Raw genomic sequence first — 20507 nt, forward strand, 5'->3', positions numbered from 1 at the left:
GCCCGCCTCGGCGGTACGGACCGGTGGCTGCTCTAAGCGAGCCGTTTTGCCGGTCGGTGCTGTCGTTGCTGTTGCCAAAACAATCCCAATCCCTCTCGGACGCGCTCGACGTCCTCAGCGGTTCCCATGAGTTCGAAGCGATACAGGTAGGGCACCCCGCACTTACGCGAGATCACCTCGCCCGCATAGCAATAGGTATCGCCGAAGTTCGTGTTGCCCGCCGCGACGACGCCGCGCAGCAGCGCACGGTTGTGCGGATCGTTGAGGAACTTGGCGACCTGCCGCGGCACGAAATCCTTATCGGATCTATTTCCCCCCAGTACGTGCCGACCGCCCCCGTAGGTGGGGACGATCAGCACGTATGGTTCGTCTACGCGCAGCGAGTCAGCGGTGTGCAGTGGTATGCGAGTCGCCGGGAGTCCCAGCTTCTCGACGAAGCGGTGCGTATTCTCCGAGGCGCTGGAGAAGTAGACCAGCGCTGTCGCTGTGGACATGGCTACCTCCTCCCCCTTCCATCGGATACACCGGAAAGCAGGATGCGATCAGGCCGCCACGGTCGCGAGCGACTTGATGCGGTCGGGCCGGAAGCCGGACCAGTGGTCCTCACCGGCGACGACGACCGGAGCCTGCAGGTAACCCAGCGCCATGACGTAGTCACGCGCCTCGTCGTTCTCGGAGATGTCGACTACTTCGTAGTCCACCCCGGCCTTGTCGAGCGCCTTGTAGGTGGCATTGCACTGGACGCAAGCGGGCTTGGTGTACACGGTGATGGTCAATGATGTCCCTCTCTCCTATGCCTGATCCACAGCCTGTGATCCGTATGCAGTGCTTGATCCGACGTACGCTGCGCAAACTCCTGGACCGGTAGCTGAAACCCCTGCTCAGCCGCGCGCGGCCGGGCTGATCTCATCTCGTCTTCCAGTACCGAAGACACTACACCTAGTGGCCGACAGAGTCATAAAACACGACATGTTGCGAGTCACAAAGATGAAATTCCCAAGCGGTAAGTACCTGGACGCTCGATTCGCAACCCGACACAACAGTGGCGCAGATCACAATTTCGTACCGTAGCGCTCTTCCAGCAAACTTCTTTCGACGAACGAAAAAGGGCCGCCCCCGTACTCCACGGATGGAGCCGGGGGCGCCCCTGGCAGCAAGCCTCGAGGCTTAGGCAGACACCAGTTCGCCGGTCGCCTGCACCAGTTCGTGCACGGTCGCGCCGAGCTGCGTCAGTGCCTCGGCATCCTCGCGCGGATGCGACGCGGCGAACCGCTCGCCGAATCCGGCGAAGTGCAGGTGGGCGGTCTCGACAACCCGGGCGCCCGCGACGCCGAGCGCCTTGACCACATCGCCGTGCGCCCACTTGGCCGCATTCGGACTGATCGAACCACTGACCACCGCGACCGGCCGATCCTTGAGGGCGCCCGCGCCATACGGACGCGAGGCCCAGTCGATGGCGTTCTTCAGTACGGCGGGAATGCTCCCGTTGTATTCGGGCGTCACCAGGAGCAGACCGTCGGATGCGGCGACCGCGTCACGCAGCGCCTGCGCCGCGGCGGGTACGGAGCCGGGCACGTCGAGATCCTCGTTGTAGAAGGGGATATCGGCAAGGCCCTCGTAGATGGTGAACTCGACACCCGCCGGCGCGGTCTGCGCCGCGGCCTCGGCGAGCCTGCGGTTGATCGAGGCGGCGCGAAGGCTGCCGACAAGGGTAAGAATCCGGGTCGCGCTCATGTTTTCTCCTGGTGTACTGAATGTGGTGTCCGTTCTTTTGCCTACACTAACCGGACCATGGTCCGATTCCATTCCCGGGAGAACCGCGAGAGGCCTGTGAGCTACAGCACATCCATGCCGGACGGAATGATGCCCGAGCGACCGCTGCTCGGCATCGGTGCACCCCTGCCCGGAAATCACGAACGCGCCGACGCCGCACGCAACCGCCAGCTACTCCTGGACGCGGCGCAGGAGATCGTGCGCGAACAAGGTGTGGACAGCCTGACGATGGACGCGCTCGCCAAGCGGGCCGGCGTCGGCAAGGGCACCGTCTTCCGACGGTTCGGCAGCAGGTCGGGGCTGCTGCGCGCGCTCTTGGACCACGCCGAGCGAAAGTTCCAGGAAGAGTTCATGTTCGGACCGCCGCCGATGGGACCCGGCGCACCGGCGGTGGAGCGATTGGTCGCCTTCGGCCGGGCCCGGCTACTCGATATCGAGGTCGCGGGCGAACTGCATCGCGCCGCGGAAATCGGCGAGGCGGGCGACCGCTTCACCGGCCCGCCCTACGGACTGCTGCGCGCGCACGTGACGATGCTGCTGCGGCAGGCGCGGGTCGACGGCGATGTCGTACTGGTCGCCGATGGTCTGCTCGGCCTGCTCGGCGCCGCATTGGTGATGCATCAGATGCATGTCCTCGGTTACGACCGATGTCAGATCGGCGACAACTGGGAGGCGTTCGTTCGGCGGGTGGTCGTCTCGGCGCGGCCAGTAGAGTGATGCGTCATGGGGAACCTGCGTGAACAGATCATCGCCGAGTTGGGCGTCCAATCGAATATCGAACCGAAGCTCGAGGTTCGGCGTCGGGTCGATTTTCTCAAGGACTATCTGAGCGCAAGTCCCGCACGAGGTTTCGTACTCGGCATCAGCGGTGGTCAGGACAGTGCGCTGACCGGACGACTGTGCCAGCTCGCGGTCGAGGAACTGCGTGCCGACGGCGCTGATGCCGCCTTCATCGCGGTGCGACTGCCCTACGGTGTGCAGGCCGACGAGGCCGATGCTCGGATCGCGCTGCGGTTCATCCAGCCCGACCGCTCGGTGGTGGTCAATATCCGCCCCGGCGCCAATGCCGTTGCCGCCGAAGTCGCCTCGGCGTTGCAGGTGGATAAGCTGCGCGATTTCGTGCGCGGCAATATCAAGGCCCGCGAACGCATGGTGACCCAGTACGCCATCGCCGGTCAGGAAAATATGCTCGTCGTCGGCACCGATCACGCGGCCGAGGCGGTCACCGGCTTCTTCACCAAATTCGGCGACGGCGGCGTCGACATCACCCCGCTGACCGGCCTCACCAAGCGCCAGGGCGCGGCGCTGCTGCAGGAACTCGGTGCGCCGTCGAGCATCTGGTCCAAGGTGCCGACCGCTGATCTCGAGGACGACCGCCCGGCCCTGCCCGATGAGGAGGCGCTCGGCCTGCGCTACAGCGAGATCGATGACTATCTGGAGGGCAACGACGTCACGCCGGAGGTCGCCCAGAAGCTCGAGACGATCTTCCTGAACACCCGCCACAAGCGCACCGTCCCGGTCACGCCGCTCGACACCTGGTGGCGCTGATTACTTCGGATCCGGGGTCTCCAGCAGCCTGCGGTGCAGTTCCTTGGTCATCTTGTGGATGGCCCTGGTCAGCTCGGTATTGGTCTTGAGCTCCAACTCCTGCTCGTTGAAATCGTGATCGGCCTTCATCTGCTGGAACTCGGCCTGCCGATTCTGGCCGATCATCACGAAGGTGGACAGGAATATCGCCTCCAAGGAGACGACCAGGGTCAGCGTCGGCCATGGACTCTGCTCGGCCCAGATCATCCAGATCGCGAAACCGATGGCGTGGATGTAGACGAACCGCATCGATCCGGCGAACTTCGTGATCCAGTCCGCCACCCGTAGTTGCAGACTCTCGGCCCGCACCTCGTGGAACCGCACCACCGCCGGGTGCCGCGCAGGTGCCTGATTCGACGGCTGGGACATATCGACTCCTGATCCGATCCGGCGAACTGCATTGGCGCAGATGCTAACCCGGTCGACGAGCGCCTACACGCCCACGCACACGTCAGCCGCCCGCGAAGGGTGGTAGGACGTCGACACGCGGAGTCAGCGCGACCGACGGGTCACGGGTGAGTTCGTCGCCGACCAGGTAGGCACAGACGGCGAGCATCTTGTCGAGGTCGGGACCGTAGCACTCGGCGAGGGTGGTGCGCAGGTCGGCGACGGTGGCGTCGGCCGGAAAGTCCAGGGTTTCCCGGTCCTTGCCGACGACGTCGGCAATCGCGGCGAAGTAGCGGATCTCAACCACCGATGGCTCCCATCGTGCGTTCCGGCGGGACGAAATCCTCGGCATCGATCCCGTGTCCCGCCCATTTGTTCCACATGGCGCCACGCCAGATGGTCGCGATCTGATCGTCGTCCGCGCCCGACCGCAGTGCTTGGCGCACATCGAATTCCTGATCGCTGAACAGGCACGACCGCAGCATGCCGTCGGCGGTGAGCCGGGTCCGATCGCAGCTGTCGCAGAATTTGCGGGTCACCGTCGCGATGATGCCGACCGCCGCCGGACCGCCGTCGACGAGCCATTTCTCCGCCGGGGCGGCGGGATCGGACCGGCCGACCTCGGTCAGTGTGAACCGGGTACCGAGCACGTCGAGCAATTCGGCCGCGGTCACCATATTGGCGCGGGCCCATTCGTGATCGGCGTCCAACGGCATCTCCTCGATGAACCGCAGTTCGCAGCCCTCGTCCAGACACCAGCGCAGCAGATCCGGCGCACCGGCGAGGGTGTCGCGCATCAGTACGGCATTGATCTTCATCGGCGCCAGTCCGGCATCCCTGGCCGCGCGGATGCCCGCGAAAACGGATTCGAGCCGATCGCGGCGGGTCAGGCGGGCGAAGCCGAGCCGATCGACGGTATCCAGCGAGACATTCACCCGGCTCAGCCCGGCGGCCGCGAGACCGTGGACCCGATGGGCGAGTCCGACGCCATTGGTCGTCATGGACAGCGGGACCCCGGGCACCCGCTCATGACAGCCCCCGACGATCCGCTCGAGATCGCGGCGCAGCAGCGGCTCACCGCCGGTGAACCTGACCTCACGCACCCCCAACTCCCGCACCGCGAGCGTGACCAGTCGCACAATCTCCTCGACCGTCAGCAGTTCGTCCTGCGGAATCGCGGGCAGGCCCTCCTCGGGCATGCAGTAGGTACATCGCAGCGAACACTTCTCGGTGATCGATACGCGCAGATCGCGTGCGGTGCGCCCGAATCGATCAACCAGGTACGGCGTGTCCGGCCGTCCGTCGAGTGAGGGCAGCCTGGACCGTACGGCGGGAATCCCCATCTCGACCAGCGTCACATGTCCATTATGACCGGTCCGCACGCTGTGCCCATGGGCGGACCGCACCATCCTGAGCTCACAAACTCCGAGTTCGGGGGGTGAGCGTTCGTGCGATACGACAAGAGAACTCGCTACTGCTGGGCGATTAGGCTGGCCGTATGACCTCGCGTGCCGACACCTCCGGTGGCCACCGGCCCAGCCCGTCCGCCACCGCCCGGTCCGTCGACGCCTACCGGGACACCATCGAGGCGCTGCTGCGCCCGCTGGCCGCCCGCGCGGTCGAATCCGTCGCGGTGCCCGCGGCGCTGGGCCGACAGCTGGCCGGCGATATCCACGCGCCGGTCGACCTGCCGGTGTTCCGCAACTCGGCAATGGACGGCTATGCGGTGCGTGCCGCATCGGTGGCGGTCACTCCGGTGACACTGCCGCTGGTCGGTGTGGTCGCGGCAGGCGCGGCCGGACAGACGCCGTTGCCGCACGGCGCCGCGATGAAGGTGATGACCGGTGCGCCGATTCCGCCCGGCGCCGATTGTGTGGTGCCGGTGGAGGATGTGCACACCGATGACGCGACGGTGACCGTCGAGCGGGGCCGCACCGCGGGTGAGTTCGTGCGCGAACCGGGCACCGATGTGCGCACCGGTGAGCTGCTGGCCCGCGCGGGCACCCTGCTGGCCCCGCGTCACATCGCCGCACTGGCGGCGGTCGGGCTGCCGAATGTGCCGGTATTCCAACCGATTCGGGCGGCGGTCATCACCACCGGTGACGAATTGGTCGCCGCCGGAACACCATTGCGGCCCGGCCAGATCTACAACTCCAATGGTATCGCGCTCGCGGCTGCGCTCAGCGCCAACGGCGTCAGCGTCGTATCGGTGGAGCACAGCACCGACGATCCGGCGAAATTCCGAGCATTGCTTTCCGCCGCAACGAAATCCGCCGATATCGTCTTCACCTCCGGCGGGGTGTCCAAGGGCGACTTCGAGGTGGTCAAGGATGTACTGCAACCGCTGGGCGGTGAATTCGGCTCGGTCGCGGTGCAACCCGGTGGGCCGCAAGGACTTACCGTCGTCCATGGTGTGCCGGTACTGAGCTTTCCCGGGAATCCGGTGAGCACCATGGTGTCCTTCGAGGTCTTCGCGCGGCCGATGCTGCGCCATATCGCGGGCCTGCCCGAAGTGGAGATCTACGAAGTGCCGCTACGCAATGCGGTGCGCTCCCCCGAGGGACGACGCCAATTCCTGCGCGGTCGACTGGTGCGCGACGATGCCGCGGCGCCGGGATTGCATCGCAGGCCGACGGCCGTCGAGGTTGCCTCCGGCCCCGGTTCGCATCTCATCGCCGGCATGGCCTGGGCGGATGTATTGATCGATGTGCCCGCCGAGGTCACCTCGCTGCCGGTCGGTGCACCTGTGCGAGTGTGGTCGCTATGAGTGAGTTGTCCCATGTCGACCAGGAAGGTCGCGCCCGCATGGTCGATGTGAGCGCGAAGTCCGACACCACTCGGATCGCGGTCGCGGCCGGTGAGCTGCGCACCACCGCCGAAGTGGTCGCGCTGGTGCGGGCCGACGATATGCCGAAGGCCGATGTGCTCGCGACCGCCCGAATCGCCGGTATCACGGGTGCGAAGAAAACCTCCGAACTCATTCCGCTGTGCCATCAGCTGGCCTTGTCCTCGGTAAAGGTCGAATTCGGCTTCACCGAGGACACCATCACGATCGAGGCGAGCGCGAAAACCAAGGGCCCCACCGGCGTCGAGATGGAAGCGCTGACCGCGGTGGCGGTGGCCGGGCTCACCCTGCACGATATGGTCAAGGCGGTCGACCCCGCGGCCACGCTCAACGGCATCCGGCTACTCACCAAAGAGGGCGGCAAACACGGACATTGGGAGCGGCCCGCAGAGCAGGCTCCCGTGGACATCCCCACACTCGCCGACGAACCAGAGCCCACCGAAGACATTGCACCGGAAGAGCTCTCGGATTCCGACCAGCGCACCGCCGTCGTCCTGGTCGCCTCCACCGGAGCCGCGATCGGCACCAGAGCGGACACCACCGGTCCCGTACTCGCGCAATGGCTTGGCGGACTCGGCTTCTCGGTGCGTGGCCCGCTGATCTACGCCGACGCCGAAATCGACATCGGCTTGGCCGACGCCCTGCGCTTCGAGCCGTCGCTGGTGATCAGCACCGGCGGCACCGGCGCCTCCCCCACCGATGCGACACCCGAGGCGACGCTGGCCGTCCTGGATCGCGAATTACCCGGTGTCGCAGAGGCGATTCGGCAACGTGGCACCGCGAAATTCCCACTGGCCGCGCTCAGTCGCGGCGTGGCCGGACAGGCGGGCCGATCGGTGGTGGTGAATCTGCCCGGCTCCCCCGGTGGTGTCAAAGACGGTATGGCGGTGCTCGAGCCGCTGCTGGATCATCTGCTCGCGCAAGTAGCCGGAGGCGGCAACCATGACAACAAGTGAATTCGCGGCCGTACGCCTAGCCGGTATCAGCGATGAGCCACTGGATCCGGCGGCGGTCGAGGCGGCGGTGACCGGACCGGAGCACGGCGCCGTAGTGGTTTTCACCGGCAAGGTGCGCAATCACGATGGCGGACAGGCGGTTTCCGCTCTGGAATATTCGGCGCATCCGGAAGCTGAACGGTTCCTGCGAAATTGCTGTGCGGAACTCGCCGAGCGCTCCGGACTTCCGGTCGCGGCCGTCCACCGAATCGGTCAGTTGACCGTCGGCGATCTCGCGATCGTCGTCGCGGTCGCCGCACCGCACCGAGCCGAAGCGTTCGCCACCTGTGCGGAATTGGTGGATCGGATCAAACACGAGGTGCCGATCTGGAAGCGCCAGCTCTTCGCCGACGGACTCTCGGAATGGGTGAACGCCTGCGGGTAAAGGCCCATTGCCTATGAATAACGGCGATGTGAGCGCCTGATGTTGTTACCCGAAACAACACTGTGACGCGAATTCAGTGACGATTCAATAGGCGCGGGATAGCGTTCTCCCGCACGAGGACGTCGATCCGCGGTAGGAGGGGCGCATTGGGAACCGATCAGGTGCTGCTGCACAGATTCGTCATCTCGCAGCTCACGGATGCGGGGCTGGATCGGGATCGACTGATCCGAGAGACCGGCCTACCCGAATGGACCATGGTCGGCGAGGACGTACACCTGCCGAGCCACACCTTTTCGCGACTCTGGGAGCTGGGCGAACACGGGCTCGGCGATCCGAATGTCGCGTTGCATGTGGCCAGCCGCTACAAACTCAACAGTTTCGGCCTCTACGACTACCTGTTCGCCACCGCGCCGACACTCGGCGCGGGCCTGGCGACCTGCGGTCCCTACGTCTGCGCGGTGACCACCAATCATCGGTTCGAACTGGTCGCCGAGAACGAGCACGAGGTCACGCTCTACCTCGACATGATCGATGGCGAGGGCCGCGGCCGGGATCTCACCCAGGTGTGGGGCCTGGCGGCGGTGCTCAGCAGGGCACGGCGTGTGGTCCGGACCCCGCTCGTCCCGTTGCGGGTGGCATTGCGGCAGCAGGCGCCGGCCAAAATCGAGACCTTTGTCGAGGTATTCGGCACCCCCGCTATCGAGTTCGGCGCACCGGTCGATGCGATGACCTTCCGCGCCGGCGATATGAATCTGCCGCTGACCACCAGCGATCCCGTCCTGGCTGCCGTGCTGCAGCCGCTCGCCGACGCCCTGCCGCCACCGCCGCCCCTGGCGACCGCATGGCCGGATCGAGTAGCGACCGCCTTGGCCGAGGCAATGGCGGACGGTGCGGTTTCGCTGGATCGGGTGGCTCGCCGACTCGCCACCAGCCCGCGGACGCTACAGCGGCGGCTGATGGAGGCGGGCACCACCTGGCGAATGGAATTGGAGCGGGCGCGCAATGCCCGGCTCGCGCAGGCGAGCCCCGAAGGCGCTGTGCTGAGCCGAACACGCCAAGCCGAACTGCTCGGATATTCGGATGTGGGTTCGATGCGGCGGGCGGCCCGTCGTCGATCCATGACCCAGCTCATGTACCGATCGGAACTACCGGCCTGATCCGCCGCATCCCCACGCGCCGCATCCCCTACCGTCACGCCGGGCGGTCAGACCTTCAGGAACGCCGCCGCGATGCGCCAGAAGGTCGCATCCTCGATAGCGCGAAAATCCCAGCTGTCGGCAATATCTCGGGATGCGGCGACGATGGCGGGCACGTCGAAATCGTCACGCGTCGCGGTGCCCTTCGCCTCCAATGCGGCGACCACGTACGCGGTGGCACTCTCCCAGGTCTCTGCCACGGAACTCTCCAATCGGTCGTAGAGACGAATACGGTCGATCACGGTTCTCGGGTCGAACCGACACCGCGCGCGCCACGTTCGCTCCGTTGCGCACATGCCGCGCGCGGCGGGGCAATGTCTCAGTTCTATGTCCACGCGACCGCCGCTCCAAGTACCGAACGCGCCAGCTTCGAGCAGAACGCGCCAACTTTCCCGGCGTCAGTGCGGGGTGTAGCGCCAGACGCCGAGCATGGCTTGCTGGTCCAGCGGTTCGGCGGCGGTGTGCACGGTATCGTGCAGCCGCGCCAGTGCCGCGGCGGCGGGCAGACCCGCACCGATCAGCACCAATCGGGTCGTGCGCGATTCACCGCGCGACCAGGAGTCCGGTTCGAAGACGATATGGCGACCGACCATGTGCAGCACGAACTTGCGGCGTTCGGCGGCGACCCCGAAGGCTGCGAAACCCTTGGCGCGGAACAGGCCGGGCGGTGGATCCTCGAGGAATTCGACCAGGCGGCGCGGATCCAATTCACGATCGCTGCTGAAGGACACGCTGGTGTAGTCGTCGTGTAGATGCCGGTCCTCGGCATTGTCGTGGTCGTGGAGCAGTTCGTCGAAGCTCAATTGTTCGGCGACCCGCGGGATTTCCCGCAGCGGCTCGTCGAAGAGCAGGCCGGGGTCGATGCGGCCACGGGTGGTCGCGTACACGGGCACCTGCCCGATCAGCTCGGTGATCTCCTGCCGCAACCCGTCCAGCCGATCCTGCGGCACCCGATCGGCCTTGTTGAGCACCACCAGGTCCGCCAAGCGCAGATGGGTGGCCAGCTCGGGATGACGCTCGCGACTGTCCGGAAACTGCTCGGCGTCGACCACCTCGACCAAACCGCCGTAGCGGATGCGCGGGTTCTCGCTGCCCACCACCATCCGAATCAGATTGCGCGGTTCGGCCAGTCCACTGGCCTCGACCACAATCACGTCGATCTTGGCACGCGGCTGCGCAAGCTTGGTGAACAAGTCGTCGAGTTCGCCGACGTCCACCGCACAGCAGACGCACCCGTTGCCGAGCGACACCATCGCATCGACCTGCCCGGCCACCAGCATGGAATCGATATTGATGGCCCCGAAGTCGTTGACCACCACCCCGATCCGCGTGCCCCGGTTATTGCGCAGCAGATGATTGAGCAGCGTCGTCTTCCCGGATCCGAGGAACCCGGCGACTATGAGAACAGGAATCCGCTCAGGCACCCGGCTGATTCTATTGGCAGCGCCTGCGGCGCTGCGTGTTCGCGGCCCTCTACTGTCTTGCGTCCGAGCCGTCGAGACTCGCGCCTACGGCGCATGCGCTTCGACGACTCGGACGCAAGATGGGCCGCGAACGGACTCGCTCCGTGGTAGCGACCGAACGCGGGCCACTCGCGACTAACTCCACAGTCAGGCGACTGTGTTACTTGGTCGGGCCGAGCAGGGTGCTGGCCAAGGTGTAGGCGAAGTTGATCAGCTGCGAGGTGATCACGGTGTTGTCCATGCCGAGGGACTTCGCCAGCGGGAGCATCAGTTGCATGATCGTGCCGACCAAGGCCGGCAGAGTACCGGTCGTGCGCGGCACGGTCTGGCCCGGCGACAACTGAGAACCGGGCGACTGCGGGCTATTCGGCAATAGCCCGAAACCCTGCGACTGTGGTGTGTTGGGCGAGAGCCCATAGCCCTGTGGTGAACCCGCTTGCGGAGTACTGGGCGACTGCGCCGATCCCGGTGTCTGCGGATCGGGCGAGCTCGGCACCTGCGCGTAGCCCGGTGCCTGGCTGTACCCCTGCGGCGGATTCGATGACGCGGATGCGGTCGGCACCGCCCCCGTCGAATTCGGGGACACCGCGGGTTCGGGAACGGCCTGCGGCTGCGGGATAGCCGAAGTCTGCGCTCCACCAGGAGCCTGCTGTGCAGCGGGACCCTGCGGAGCCGAGGCAGGCCGATCGGTCGACCCGGTCTGCCCCGGAACCGTCCCCTGCGCTGCCGTCGCCTGCTGCGGTGCGCCGAGCAGGAAGCCGACCAGGCCGGTCGTTATGGCCAGAGCGTGTTTGACCTGACCCTCCGGACTCTCCAGCAGTGCGGCGTCCTCGACATTGGCGCCATTGCCCATTTCGATGAAAACATCGGGCACGGTGGTCAGCGCGGGACCGGCCACATCCGCGCGGGTCTGCAGACCGTCTTGCGCGCCCGCATAATTCGCGGCCGGGAATCCGGCCTCGAGATACGCGTCGCGCACCGCCTTCGTCGCCGCGAGACCGGGTCCGGACTGGACCTGATCGGCCTTCGGATCCGGGATCGGCAGCTGCGGCACGATCAGATGGAAGCCGCGGTCCTGCGCCGGTGCACCATCGGCGTGGATGCTCACCGCCACATCGGCGCCGGAGGCATTGGCGGCCCGCGCGCGTTCATCGACGCAGCCGCCCCATCCGGAGTCGTCCTGACGGCTGAGTACCACCTTGGCGCCCAGATCCTGCAGGGCGGCCCGGACCAGGTCGGCGACCTTCCAGTTGATGGTGTGCTCCGGCACGCCATTGACCGTGGTCATGCCGGTGGTCTGGCAGTCCTTGGTGCCGCCGCGACCGTTGCTCACTTGCGTTGCCAAATTCTCGGCGTGGTTGGGCCCCTGATGACCCGGGTCCAGGAATATCGTCTTGCCTGCGAGTTTCGTGGACATATCCGGCGCTGCCGGATCGGCGATCGCGGCCGGGGCCAGCCCTGACAGCGTCACCACCACGGCGGCCGTGACGGCGCCGCAGATACCGGTGCTGATGATGCTTGGCTTCATGTGCGGTGTCGGTGCCCCGGGACGGAGCACCCCTCCCTTCCCACTAGTAACACCAAACCCAGTGGTTCACTCTGGCAACGTCAGCATCAGCAAAGCAAGCTACGTTATCGAAATGTTATCGATGTGGTCGAGCGCATTCTCCCTGATCAGACGACCAAAATGCGGCTCACACCGCCGTCAAACGGGGATTGCCAACCGGATGCGGGCTCAGGCCCCGATCGGCAAGCGGCGCAACGACCGCAGCGCATAGTGCACCCGGGTCTTGACCGTGCCGACCGGGACGCCGAAGTCATCGGCCACCTCTTGATAGGCCCGGTCCCGCAGGATCACCTCCACCACCGCCGTGCGCTGCAGTTCAGGCAGCCTGGCGAGTAGATCGGCGACCAGCAGACCGTCGACGAGACGTTCGACGAAGTCCGGATTCGCGAAGCGGACATCGCTGAGCTCGGTGATCTCATCCCACCTGGTATCCGCGGGCCGGGCGGCGCGGGCGCGGGCGATATCGATCATGACGTTGCGTTCGATGGCGAGCAGCCAGGTGCGCACCGTGCCCTTGCGTTCATCGAACCCCGAGCACGAGCGCCAGGCTCGCAGCAGCGTCTCCTGCACCGCGTGTTCGGCAAGGCCCGAATCGCCGAGTCCGCGCATGGCGCGCCAATGCAGTAGCGCCCGGTCCGCGGCTAGCACGGAGGCGAGCCCGTCGTCGGTACAGAGCCCAGCACATGCCACCCCGCAAGTCGACCGCCCGCCCGCGACATCGACCACCGGACAAATACCACTCATATAAGAGATATCGCGGGAATCGGGGCGAGTGGAATCACGCCCGAGACGGAATCTGGCGATTCCACCGAAATCGACCACTGAGTCTGGTAGACCTTTGCCCCGGAGATACGGGGATCTCCGCAGGTCAGCCGCCAGTGGCGGCCAGAGCACAATTCGAGGAGACAGCAGTATGCGTGCAAGCACGCTCGTGATCGCGGGGGCAATGGCATCCACCGTGACACTGCTGGGCACCGGGACCGCGGCCGCCCAGCCCAGCAACACCATCACCGAGGATGGCGTCTACCTGGTCGGCGTCGATATCTTCCCCGGTACCTGGGAGGGCCAAGGCACCCCCGACCCGGCGGTCGGCTGCGACTGGCGGCGGCTGCGCAAGGTCGAAGGCGATAACACCGATCAGCACTACATCATCAATAACGACTTCACCAGAAACCGTCCGGTCCGCGCCGAGATCGCGCCGACCGATGTCGCCTTCAAGACGGTGAACTGCGGCGCCTGGCACATGGTGCCACCGAGCACGGGCTCATTCGGCGGCTGAGCCGAACCACACGGGATATTGACTCGCGTTCAGTAGCCGCTATGGTTCGCAACCATGACGCGGAGCAAAATCCTGATCACCGGCGCGAGCGCCGGACTCGGTGCGGCCATGGCGCGAAATTTTGCCGCCATGGGCCGTGACCTAGCTCTATGCGCCCGGCGCCTGGACGCGCTCGAGGCCCTGCGCGACGAACTCACCGCCGCGCACCCGGGCATTACCGTCGCGGTCCGCGCGCTCGACGTCGATGACCATGCGGCCGTCCCACGGGTTTTCGCGGAACTGCGCGATGAACTCGGCGGAGTGGATCGGGTGATCGTCAATGCCGGTATCGGCAAGGGCGCGCGGATCGGCACCGGCCGCGCGGATGCCAATATCGCCACGGCCACCACCAATTTCGTCAGCGCCCTCGCCCAGACCGAGGCGGCGCTGGAGGTCTTTCGTGCCCAGGAGTCGGGGCATCTGGTGCTGGTGTCGTCGATGAGTGCGGTGCGCGGCCTGCCGGGCAAGAAGGCCGCGTATTCCGCGAGCAAAGCGGGACTGGCCGCGCTCGGCGAGGCGCTCACGGTCGAATTCGCCAACTCACCGATCGCGGTGACCACACTTCTTCCCGGATTCATCGCCACCGATATGGCGGCGAAAGCCGGTGACGCACGCATGGTCACGCCATTGGCGAAGGGCGTCGCGGCGATGGTGCGGGCGATCGAGCGCGAGAAGATTCGTGCCTGCGTTCCGGGGTGGCCATGGCTGCTCATCGATGTGGTGCTGCCGCATCTGCCCGGCGCGGTCGTGACCCGGATGAGCTGAGCGCATTATGAGGGCCTGAACCCGCCAGAAGTCGACGGGCGGGATTGCTGGACTGGAGCGCATGTCGACAGCTCTTGCGCCCTCCCCCAGCACCGTCGCCCGGCCGCCGCTGATCCGGTGGCTCGGCGTCGTCGCCGTGATGCTCGGCATCTTCTCGATCGTGACCACCGAGATTCTGCCGATCGGCCTGCTGACCTCGATCGGAGCCGATTTTACGATCTCCGACGGCATGGCGGGGCTGATGATGACGCTGCCCGGTCTGCTGGCCACGGTCGCCGCGCCCATGGTGACCGTCGCTGCCGCGCGAATCGATCGCCGACTGTTGCTGTGCGGCTGCACATTATTGCTGGCGATCGCCAATGCGGTGGCCGCGCTCGCACCGGAGTTCTGGGTGGTGCTCGGCTCTCGCGTGCTGATCGGAATCACCATCGGCGGCTACTGGTCGATCGCGGCCGGACTGGCCGGCCGATTGGTGCCGCCGGAGTCGGTGCACCGGGCGACCGCGGTGATCTTCTCCTCCGTTCCACTCGGCTCGGTGCTCGGCGTGCCCGCGGGCACCTTCGTCGGCAATGTCGCGGGCTGGCGGGCCGCGTTCGCGGTCTTGGGCCTGCTCTCCGCCGTGGTGCTGGTGCTGCTCGCGGTCGCACTGCCCGCGCTGCCCGCTGAACAGGCCCTTCGCCTGACCGCGCTGCGCCTCGGTCTGCGCGGTCCGGGTATCCGAATTGCTTTGCTGGCAACGTTTTTCGTGGTGATCGCGCAGTTCGGCACCTACACCTATGTCACGCCGTTCCTGGAGTTGGTCACCGAGGTCAGTGCGGGCACGATCACGGTGCTGCTGCTGATCTACGGTGTGGCGGGCGTTGCCGGGAACTTCCTCGGCGGCACCCTGCTCGGTCGTCCCCGTCGCGCGCTCGGCTTCGCGTCGAGTGCGATGTCGGCCGCGATGCTGCTGCTGCCGTTGTTGGGGCGCTGGGAGTTCGGCGCGATCGCGCTGCTCATCGTGTGGGGTATCGGATACGGCGGTGTGCCGGTGGTGCTGCAGACCTGGTTCGCCGATGCGCTGCCCGATGCGCCGGAGGTGGCGTCGGTGCTGTTCACCGCCTCGTTCCAGGCGACCTTCTGTGTCGGTGCGCTGGCCGGCGGGGTGATCGTGGATCGGACCTCGCCCGGGACGGTGCTGCTCTGCGGCGGTGCGACCGTGCTGCTCGTACTGCTCATTACCTCGGGAGTAATCGACGCGCGCCGGGTGCATCGGGCACGCTGACTTCATGATCGATGAAGTGGGCACCAAGCTCTTTCACCAGTCCATGCCGTTCACCGAGCGCCTCGGAGTCGAGGTGCTCGAACACGGGACCGAATTGGTGCGCAGTCGGATCGCCTGGGACGAATCGCTGTGCACGCTGGGCGGAGTCCTGCACGGCGGGGTGCTGATGTCGCTCGCCGACGGCACCGCCGCGGTGTGTGCGTTCCTGAATCTGCCCGAGGGCAAGCAGGGCACGACGACGGTCGAATCCAAGACGAATTTCCTGCGAGCCGTGCGTTCCGGCTATGCGACCGCGACGGCACGACCGCTGCACGCGGGACGGTCGTTCATAGTGGTGGAGGCCGAAATCCGGGACGACGCGGACAAACTCGTCGCCAAGGTGACCCAGACCCAAGCCGTCCTCTGACCCCTCACTTCGCCAATGTGAACTGCATGACATCGATGTGCCCGCTGCGGAAGTACCGGGCACATCCGGTGAGGTATTTCAAATATCTGGCGTAGACCTCCTCCGAGGCGATCCGCACCGCCTCGTCGTGCTGGTCCGCCAGCGCGTGCGCCCACTGATCCAGCGTGCGTGCGTAATGCAGGCGTAGCGGCTGGATCCGCTCGGTGCCGAATCCGGCCTGCCCGGCCAGGCGGGTGACCTCCGCGGGCTGGGGCAGCTGCCCGCCGGGGAAGATCTCGCGCCTGATGAAGATGTGGAAAAGCGCGGCCTCCCTGGTCACCGGAATATTCATGCGACGCAGGTCGTTGAGCGTATGGCCGATGATCGTATGCAGCAGCATCCGGCCATCGGGCGGGAGCATGCGGTAGCAGTGCTCGAAAAATGCCGGATACCGCTCGCGGCGGAAATGTTCGAACGCACCGATGCTGACGATCCGGTCCACACCCCCGTCGAACTCCTCCCAGCCCTGCAGCCGGATCTCGACGCCCGCGACACCGCGCCGACCGATCTCCGAGCGCACGTGCTCGTACTGATTGCGGCTCAAGGTGAGACCGACGACCTTCACGCCGTAACGCTCGACCGCACGGAACATCGTTGCGCCCCAACCGCATCCGATATCGAGCAAGGTCATCCCGGGCCGCAGATCCAGTTTGCCGAGTGCGAGATCGATCTTGGCGAGTTGGGCCTGTTCGAGGGTCATATCGTCGCGCTCGAAGTAGGCGCAACTGTAGGTCATCGAGGGGTCGAGGAATAGCCGGTAGAAGTCGTCGGAGACGTCGTAGTGCGATTGGACTTGCTGGTAGAACGGTTCGAGTTCGGCCATTGCAGCTCCTGCCTTCGGTCGGTCCTGGCCGGATATGGACTGATACGAGACACACCGCCGAGCCGTTCGCGTGAACGGCTACCGATACGAAAACGTGGCCTGCTCCGTTCGCCGTGACCGAGCTGTGACCATTGCGCGCCAGCCGTTGGACGATGTATCCTCGGCCCTGTCCTTGTGGATGTTGATATCCCGGCCGATCAGAGCCGAACTCCCGCAAGATTTCTCGACTTCCCGACCATGATGATGGTCCACCTCGTTCCCGGAGCCCACAGGGACATTCACCGCAGCGAGCCCACTCGCCGCTGCCTCACACGGCCGTTCGCCGTACCCCATGCAAAGGAAAACCCATGAAAGACAACACATTTCCCGTATCACAAGACGGGGGCGCGGCGGCCGAGACCGCTCCGCGCCCCGTACGATCCGTCAGCGGCATCCTCGATATCGCCGACAACCGCGCCGCCGCCCTCCGGGTCGACGGCTACCTCCCCGGCCCGCGTGACGTGCACGTACCGCCCCGACTTATTCGTGAATTCGGTTTGCGCCGTGGCGATTTCATTATCGGCACCGCCGAACCGGCACGCAGCGACAAGCTCGATCCGCTGGTCCGCATCGAATCGGTCAACGGTCAGGATCCCGAGCGCGCCCGGCCCCGCTTCGAGGACCTCATCCCCATCTACCCCAACCAGCGGTTGCGCCTGGAAACCGAACCGCATGCCATGACGACGCGGGTCACCGATCTGGTCATGCCCATCGGCAAGGGTCAGCGTGCACTCATCGTCGCGCCGCCCAAAGCGGGTAAAACCTCTGTGCTGCAAGCGATCGCGCACGGTATCGCGAAGAACCACTCGGAGTGCGAACTGATGCTCGTGCTGGTCGGCGAGCGTCCCGAGGAGGTCACCGATCTGGCCAGGTCGGTACCCGCCGACGTCGCCGCCGCCACCTTCGACCGAACCCCGGGCGAGCAGATCGCATTGGCTGAACTCGCCATCGAACATGCCAAGCGCCTGGCCGAAATGGGCAGGGATGTCGTTGTACTGCTCGACTCGCTGACCCGCCTCGCCCGCGCGTACAACAACGCCGCACCGTCCTCCGGACGGGTACTTTCCGGTGGCGTCGATGCCGCGGCGCTGGCGCCGCCGAAGAAATTCCTCGGCGCCGCACGCAATTTCGAGAACGGCGGCTCGCTCACCATTATCGCCACCGCCCTGGTGGAGACCGGTTCGCTGGCCGACACCGTGATCTTCGAGGAGTACAAGAGCACCGGCAATGCCGAGCTGAAACTGGATCGCGCGACCGCGAACCGCCGGGTCTTTCCCGCCATCGATATCGCGCAGTCCAGCACCCGTAAGGACGAATTGCTGCTCACCCCGGACGAATTGACAGCCACCCACCTGTTGCGCCGCACGCTCGCCGCGGTGGACGGTCAGCAGGCCACCGACCTACTGCTGGAGGGCCTGCGTCAGGCTCCGACCAATGCGGAATTCCTGGCTCAACTCGGTGTCAAGCGGCACTGATCCGCTTGACACGTCTCCATTAAGGCTCCTTTAAGGCCCTGTCAAGCTCTCCGAGGAATATTTATTACAGCCCGATCGGGCCTGTCTTCGGAGGGGGAGACAGGGCCGGTCGGGCTCTCGTCGTATTCGGTTCGAGCTCAGCCCAATTCGGTGGCGAACAGCTCGGCGGTGCGCCGCCACGAATCCGTAGCGGCGGCTTCGTCGTACGGCTCCCGGTCGGGGAAGAAGAAGGCATGCTTCGCGCCCGGGTAGACCACCGATTCGTGCCGCACACCGGCCTGATTCAAGGCCGCCTCGACTTGTTCGCGCTGTTCGGCATCGATGACGTGATCGAGTTCGGCGAAGAACAGCAGCAGCCGCACATCGCCCTTGGCGATGTTCTCGGTCGCGGCCAGCAGCGGCTCGGGCCTGCTCAGCGCGGTCCCCGCCGTGGTCAGCCAGCCCGGATAGAAGATCGCCGCGGCATCCAGGTCCAGTCGGGTGGCTGCGAAGTAGGCCAGATGGCCGCCGAGGCTGAAGCCGAGCACACCGGTCTTATCGGTGGCGCCGCCGTGCTCGCGGGCATAGGCGATGGCGGCCTGGAAGTCGGCCTCGACACCGTCGCGGGTGAGCTCGCCGAGCAGGCCGAAGGCACGCGTCCGGTTCTCGTCGGTCTCGGCAAGACCCGCAGCCGTCTCCGGACCCGAGCGGTGATAGACGTTCACCACGAAGGCCACGTAGCCGAGCTCGGCGACCCGATCGACAATCCGCCGCGCATCCTCGGTGAGTCCCCACAACTCGGCGCCGACCAAGATGGCAGGAAATGTGCTGTCGCCTTCCGGTCGGGCCAGATAACCGGTCAGCGATGAGCCGTCCACATCGAGGTCGAACTGCCGAGAAACGATCCTGTAGGTCATGGGATACAGCCTATGGCCGTGGGTGGTCCGCGGCATCCGGACATCGCACCGCGGTCTTCGGCCAGGCGCGGGCGAGGCCGAGCAGATGCCGGAGTTCGGCGTCGAAATCGTGTGCGGTGCTGGGCATCCGGGGTCTCGAACCGACCACGGCGGGCGGTTCGCCTGCCTTTCTGACACGTACGGCGTGTGCCAGTCGGTGTGCGTAATCGGTTATGTCCCAGTCCGATTCAACCTAATGCGGTGGCAGGGTCTCGGCCGGGAGGTAGGAGCCGAGGTGCAGCAGTGCATCGCGGATTTCCACAGTCATGCGGAACGGCCGGGTGACCGAATCCGCACCGTGTCGTGCGTCGGCGGGCAGCACGATCTCCGGGACCGCCGCGGTGAGGTCGCGCCACAGCGGCCGCAGTCGGCGACAGATTCGAGCGTCGCGATCACAACCGGCCAGCGTGCGCAGCGCGCTGAGCAAAGGGATTGCGAGCAGGGTCACGCAGAGCACGAAATCGAGTTCTCCACCCGGCAAATGCGGACCGAGGGCGGGTCGCCCTGTCAGCAACTGCGCAATGGAAAGTGCGACTACTCGAGACGAAGCCGCCGCTGATGCCCAGCATCCAGCAGACCACCTGCATCTTGGCGCTGAGGTCGCCCAAGCGCAGCTCATGGATGCCCGAGAGCAGGAAAACCGACGCAGCCGCCACACCACTGTCGAATCGGTCTCGGCGAGAATGTATCGGCCTATGACAAACAGGTGCATTTTTGTCATTTCCACGCATCCCAGCGCGAGGACGTAGACCGGACTGGTGACACTCGCCTGGGCGCATCGGTAGCACAGCAGGGCGGCGATGCTCCAGAGCAGGTTGTGATTGATGAGCTGATCGATGATCTTGTCCCGCAACAACATCAGCCGACCCAGCGTAATGGCGCCGACGTAGCCGAGCACCAGCCAGCCGAGTGTCGCGGGAACCAGTGAGGACATCGATATCCTCTCGGCGCCGCAACCGTGCCCGTCGGAGGATACCGCTGCGAACTCGCACGCCATTGCGCTGCGGACCGCCGGCCTCCGCACGCGTCGGGCCGCGCAGCTGTCGCAGGTCGGTATCAAGGGAACTTCGCGGTGCTGCCGATCAGGCCGCAACATACGACACCGGCAACCCGTGAGGCTCTGACACAACAGGCGTGGGGGGGCCCCCCCCGGGGGGGGGGGCGGCCGCGGGGGGGGGGTGGGGCGGGCGGGCCGCGCGGCCCCCCCCCCGGCGCGGCGGCGCCCCAGCGGGGGGGGGGGGGGCC

At 66.0% G+C, this 20507-nt stretch carries 23 protein-coding genes and 1 pseudogene; 11 read left to right on the plus strand and 13 right to left on the minus strand.

From position 1 onward, the window contains the following. Positions 1 to 32 precede the first annotated feature (32 nt). The 3 genes from nrdI to ACFYOW_RS19030 form a co-directional block, all read right to left on the minus strand. Positions 33 to 494, minus strand: coding sequence for a class Ib ribonucleoside-diphosphate reductase assembly flavoprotein NrdI (gene nrdI / locus ACFYOW_RS19020; protein WP_063046323.1), 462 nt, complete (start codon positions 492 to 494; stop codon positions 33 to 35). Positions 495 to 542: 48 nt separating this feature from the next. Next, the gene (gene nrdH / locus ACFYOW_RS19025; protein WP_387289523.1) at positions 543 to 776 is read right to left on the minus strand and encodes a glutaredoxin-like protein NrdH; all 234 of its coding nucleotides are present in this window, start codon (positions 774 to 776) and stop codon (positions 543 to 545) included. Positions 777 to 1167: 391 nt separating this feature from the next. Further along, positions 1168 to 1734, minus strand: coding sequence for an NAD(P)H-dependent oxidoreductase (locus ACFYOW_RS19030; RefSeq protein WP_387289525.1), 567 nt, complete (start codon positions 1732 to 1734; stop codon positions 1168 to 1170). A 114-nt stretch (positions 1735 to 1848) separates the two neighbouring features. Between ACFYOW_RS19030 and ACFYOW_RS19035 the strand changes: the two genes are divergently transcribed. Continuing rightward, positions 1849 to 2490 (plus strand): TetR/AcrR family transcriptional regulator, encoded by a 642-nt coding sequence (locus ACFYOW_RS19035; RefSeq protein WP_387289527.1) that lies wholly within the window; start codon positions 1849 to 1851, stop codon positions 2488 to 2490. A 6-nt stretch (positions 2491 to 2496) separates the two neighbouring features. Continuing rightward, positions 2497 to 3321 (plus strand): ammonia-dependent NAD(+) synthetase, encoded by an 825-nt coding sequence (gene nadE, locus ACFYOW_RS19040; protein ID WP_387289529.1) that lies wholly within the window; start codon positions 2497 to 2499, stop codon positions 3319 to 3321. Here nadE and ACFYOW_RS19045 read toward each other — a convergent pair whose 3' ends face one another. From ACFYOW_RS19045 to moaA, 3 genes are all read right to left on the minus strand, one after another. Beyond that, entirely contained in the window at positions 3322 to 3729 is a 408-nt protein-coding gene (locus tag ACFYOW_RS19045) for a DUF1003 domain-containing protein (protein ID WP_387289531.1), read from the minus strand. It lies immediately after the preceding gene. A gap of 82 nt (positions 3730 to 3811) precedes the next feature. Further along, positions 3812 to 4054 (minus strand): MoaD/ThiS family protein, encoded by a 243-nt coding sequence (locus ACFYOW_RS19050; protein ID WP_040693948.1) that lies wholly within the window; start codon positions 4052 to 4054, stop codon positions 3812 to 3814. After that, positions 4047 to 5090, minus strand: a complete 1044-nt coding sequence (moaA, locus tag ACFYOW_RS19055; protein WP_387290077.1) for a GTP 3',8-cyclase MoaA — start codon at positions 5088 to 5090, stop codon at positions 4047 to 4049. The genes ACFYOW_RS19050 and moaA overlap by 8 nt, the downstream gene beginning before the upstream one ends. Positions 5091 to 5245: 155 nt before the next feature. Between moaA and glp the strand changes: the two genes are divergently transcribed. From glp to ACFYOW_RS19075, 4 genes are all read left to right on the plus strand, one after another. Continuing rightward, positions 5246 to 6514: a gephyrin-like molybdotransferase Glp gene (glp, locus tag ACFYOW_RS19060; protein ID WP_387289533.1), complete on the plus strand. Its 1269-nt coding sequence runs from the start codon at positions 5246 to 5248 to the stop codon at positions 6512 to 6514. Next, a complete protein-coding gene (gene moaCB / locus ACFYOW_RS19065) occupies positions 6511 to 7548 on the plus strand; it encodes a bifunctional molybdenum cofactor biosynthesis protein MoaC/MoaB (RefSeq protein WP_387289535.1) in 1038 nt (345 codons plus the stop codon). The genes glp and moaCB overlap by 4 nt, the downstream gene beginning before the upstream one ends. After that, positions 7535 to 7972, plus strand: coding sequence for a molybdenum cofactor biosynthesis protein MoaE (locus ACFYOW_RS19070; RefSeq protein WP_387289537.1), 438 nt, complete (start codon positions 7535 to 7537; stop codon positions 7970 to 7972). The genes moaCB and ACFYOW_RS19070 overlap by 14 nt, the downstream gene beginning before the upstream one ends. Before the next feature lie 146 nt (positions 7973 to 8118). Continuing rightward, positions 8119 to 9129 carry an AraC family transcriptional regulator ligand-binding domain-containing protein gene (locus ACFYOW_RS19075; protein ID WP_387289539.1) on the plus strand — a complete coding sequence of 337 codons (1011 nt, stop codon included), beginning with the start codon at positions 8119 to 8121 and terminating at the stop codon, positions 9127 to 9129. Between the two features lie 47 nt (positions 9130 to 9176). Here ACFYOW_RS19075 and ACFYOW_RS19080 read toward each other — a convergent pair whose 3' ends face one another. The 4 genes from ACFYOW_RS19080 to ACFYOW_RS19095 all read right to left on the minus strand — a co-directional run bounded on the left by ACFYOW_RS19080 (position 9177) and on the right by ACFYOW_RS19095 (position 12888). Beyond that, entirely contained in the window at positions 9177 to 9368 is a 192-nt protein-coding gene (locus tag ACFYOW_RS19080; RefSeq protein ID WP_387289541.1) for a hypothetical protein, read from the minus strand. Between the two features lie 198 nt (positions 9369 to 9566). Further along, a complete protein-coding gene (locus ACFYOW_RS19085; protein WP_387289543.1) occupies positions 9567 to 10592 on the minus strand; it encodes a CobW family GTP-binding protein in 1026 nt (341 codons plus the stop codon). 199 nt (positions 10593 to 10791) lie between these two features. Then, positions 10792 to 12159, minus strand: a complete 1368-nt coding sequence (locus ACFYOW_RS19090) for an N-acetylmuramoyl-L-alanine amidase (RefSeq protein ID WP_387289545.1) — start codon at positions 12157 to 12159, stop codon at positions 10792 to 10794. Positions 12160 to 12366: 207 nt separating this feature from the next. Then, positions 12367 to 12888, minus strand: a complete 522-nt coding sequence (locus ACFYOW_RS19095) for a sigma-70 family RNA polymerase sigma factor (RefSeq protein ID WP_387289548.1) — start codon at positions 12886 to 12888, stop codon at positions 12367 to 12369. Between the two features lie 223 nt (positions 12889 to 13111). On the opposite strand from ACFYOW_RS19095, the gene ACFYOW_RS19100 reads away from it, so the two are divergent. The 4 genes from ACFYOW_RS19100 (at position 13112) to ACFYOW_RS19115 (ending at position 15951) form a co-directional block, all read left to right on the plus strand. Next, entirely contained in the window at positions 13112 to 13477 is a 366-nt protein-coding gene (locus ACFYOW_RS19100) for a hypothetical protein (protein ID WP_387289550.1), read from the plus strand. A 54-nt stretch (positions 13478 to 13531) separates the two neighbouring features. Continuing rightward, positions 13532 to 14281: an SDR family oxidoreductase gene (locus ACFYOW_RS19105; protein ID WP_387289552.1), complete on the plus strand. Its 750-nt coding sequence runs from the start codon at positions 13532 to 13534 to the stop codon at positions 14279 to 14281. Positions 14282 to 14342: 61 nt separating this feature from the next. Then, positions 14343 to 15545, plus strand: a complete 1203-nt coding sequence (locus tag ACFYOW_RS19110) for an MFS transporter (protein WP_387289554.1) — start codon at positions 14343 to 14345, stop codon at positions 15543 to 15545. A gap of 4 nt (positions 15546 to 15549) precedes the next feature. Continuing rightward, positions 15550 to 15951 (plus strand): PaaI family thioesterase, encoded by a 402-nt coding sequence (locus ACFYOW_RS19115; protein ID WP_387289557.1) that lies wholly within the window; start codon positions 15550 to 15552, stop codon positions 15949 to 15951. Positions 15952 to 15955: 4 nt separating this feature from the next. On the opposite strand, the gene ACFYOW_RS19120 is transcribed toward ACFYOW_RS19115, so the two are convergent. After that, the gene (locus ACFYOW_RS19120; RefSeq protein WP_387289559.1) at positions 15956 to 16813 is read right to left on the minus strand and encodes a cyclopropane mycolic acid synthase family methyltransferase; all 858 of its coding nucleotides are present in this window, start codon (positions 16811 to 16813) and stop codon (positions 15956 to 15958) included. Between the two features lie 347 nt (positions 16814 to 17160). Between ACFYOW_RS19120 and ACFYOW_RS19125 the strand changes: the two genes are divergently transcribed. Continuing rightward, positions 17161 to 18327, plus strand: coding sequence for a transcription termination factor Rho, short form (locus ACFYOW_RS19125; RefSeq protein ID WP_387289561.1), 1167 nt, complete (start codon positions 17161 to 17163; stop codon positions 18325 to 18327). Positions 18328 to 18464: 137 nt separating this feature from the next. On the opposite strand, the gene ACFYOW_RS19130 is transcribed toward ACFYOW_RS19125, so the two are convergent. Together ACFYOW_RS19130 and ACFYOW_RS19135 are read right to left on the minus strand one after the other, a co-directional pair. Then, positions 18465 to 19223, minus strand: coding sequence for a dienelactone hydrolase family protein (locus tag ACFYOW_RS19130; protein ID WP_387289563.1), 759 nt, complete (start codon positions 19221 to 19223; stop codon positions 18465 to 18467). Between the two features lie 10 nt (positions 19224 to 19233). Further along, positions 19234 to 20358, minus strand: a pseudogene (locus tag ACFYOW_RS19135) (DUF6545 domain-containing protein). Positions 20359 to 20507 lie beyond the last annotated feature (149 nt).

This window comes from Nocardia sp. NPDC006982 (genome assembly GCF_042869435.1).
Lineage (GTDB): Bacteria > Actinomycetota > Actinomycetes > Mycobacteriales > Mycobacteriaceae > Nocardia.

Coding starts and splice junctions, on each gene's coding strand:
- nrdI (WP_063046323.1), bottom strand. CDS start 494: ATGTCCACAGCGACAGCGCTGGTCTACTTCTCCAGCGCCTCGGAGAAT.
- ACFYOW_RS19030 (WP_387289525.1), bottom strand. CDS start 1,734: ATGAGCGCGACCCGGATTCTTACCCTTGTCGGCAGCCTTCGCGCCGCC.
- ACFYOW_RS19035 (WP_387289527.1), top strand. CDS start 1,849: ATGCCGGACGGAATGATGCCCGAGCGACCGCTGCTCGGCATCGGTGCA.
- nadE (WP_387289529.1), top strand. CDS start 2,497: ATGGGGAACCTGCGTGAACAGATCATCGCCGAGTTGGGCGTCCAATCG.
- ACFYOW_RS19045 (WP_387289531.1), bottom strand. CDS start 3,729: ATGTCCCAGCCGTCGAATCAGGCACCTGCGCGGCACCCGGCGGTGGTG.
- moaA (WP_387290077.1), bottom strand. CDS start 5,090: ATGGGGATTCCCGCCGTACGGTCCAGGCTGCCCTCACTCGACGGACGG.
- glp (WP_387289533.1), top strand. CDS start 5,246: ATGACCTCGCGTGCCGACACCTCCGGTGGCCACCGGCCCAGCCCGTCC.
- moaCB (WP_387289535.1), top strand. CDS start 6,511: ATGAGTGAGTTGTCCCATGTCGACCAGGAAGGTCGCGCCCGCATGGTC.
- ACFYOW_RS19070 (WP_387289537.1), top strand. CDS start 7,535: ATGACAACAAGTGAATTCGCGGCCGTACGCCTAGCCGGTATCAGCGAT.
- ACFYOW_RS19090 (WP_387289545.1), bottom strand. CDS start 12,159: ATGAAGCCAAGCATCATCAGCACCGGTATCTGCGGCGCCGTCACGGCC.
- ACFYOW_RS19100 (WP_387289550.1), top strand. CDS start 13,112: ATGCGTGCAAGCACGCTCGTGATCGCGGGGGCAATGGCATCCACCGTG.
- ACFYOW_RS19105 (WP_387289552.1), top strand. CDS start 13,532: ATGACGCGGAGCAAAATCCTGATCACCGGCGCGAGCGCCGGACTCGGT.
- ACFYOW_RS19110 (WP_387289554.1), top strand. CDS start 14,343: ATGTCGACAGCTCTTGCGCCCTCCCCCAGCACCGTCGCCCGGCCGCCG.
- ACFYOW_RS19115 (WP_387289557.1), top strand. CDS start 15,550: ATGATCGATGAAGTGGGCACCAAGCTCTTTCACCAGTCCATGCCGTTC.
- ACFYOW_RS19120 (WP_387289559.1), bottom strand. CDS start 16,813: ATGGCCGAACTCGAACCGTTCTACCAGCAAGTCCAATCGCACTACGAC.
- ACFYOW_RS19125 (WP_387289561.1), top strand. CDS start 17,161: ATGAAAGACAACACATTTCCCGTATCACAAGACGGGGGCGCGGCGGCC.
- ACFYOW_RS19130 (WP_387289563.1), bottom strand. CDS start 19,223: ATGACCTACAGGATCGTTTCTCGGCAGTTCGACCTCGATGTGGACGGC.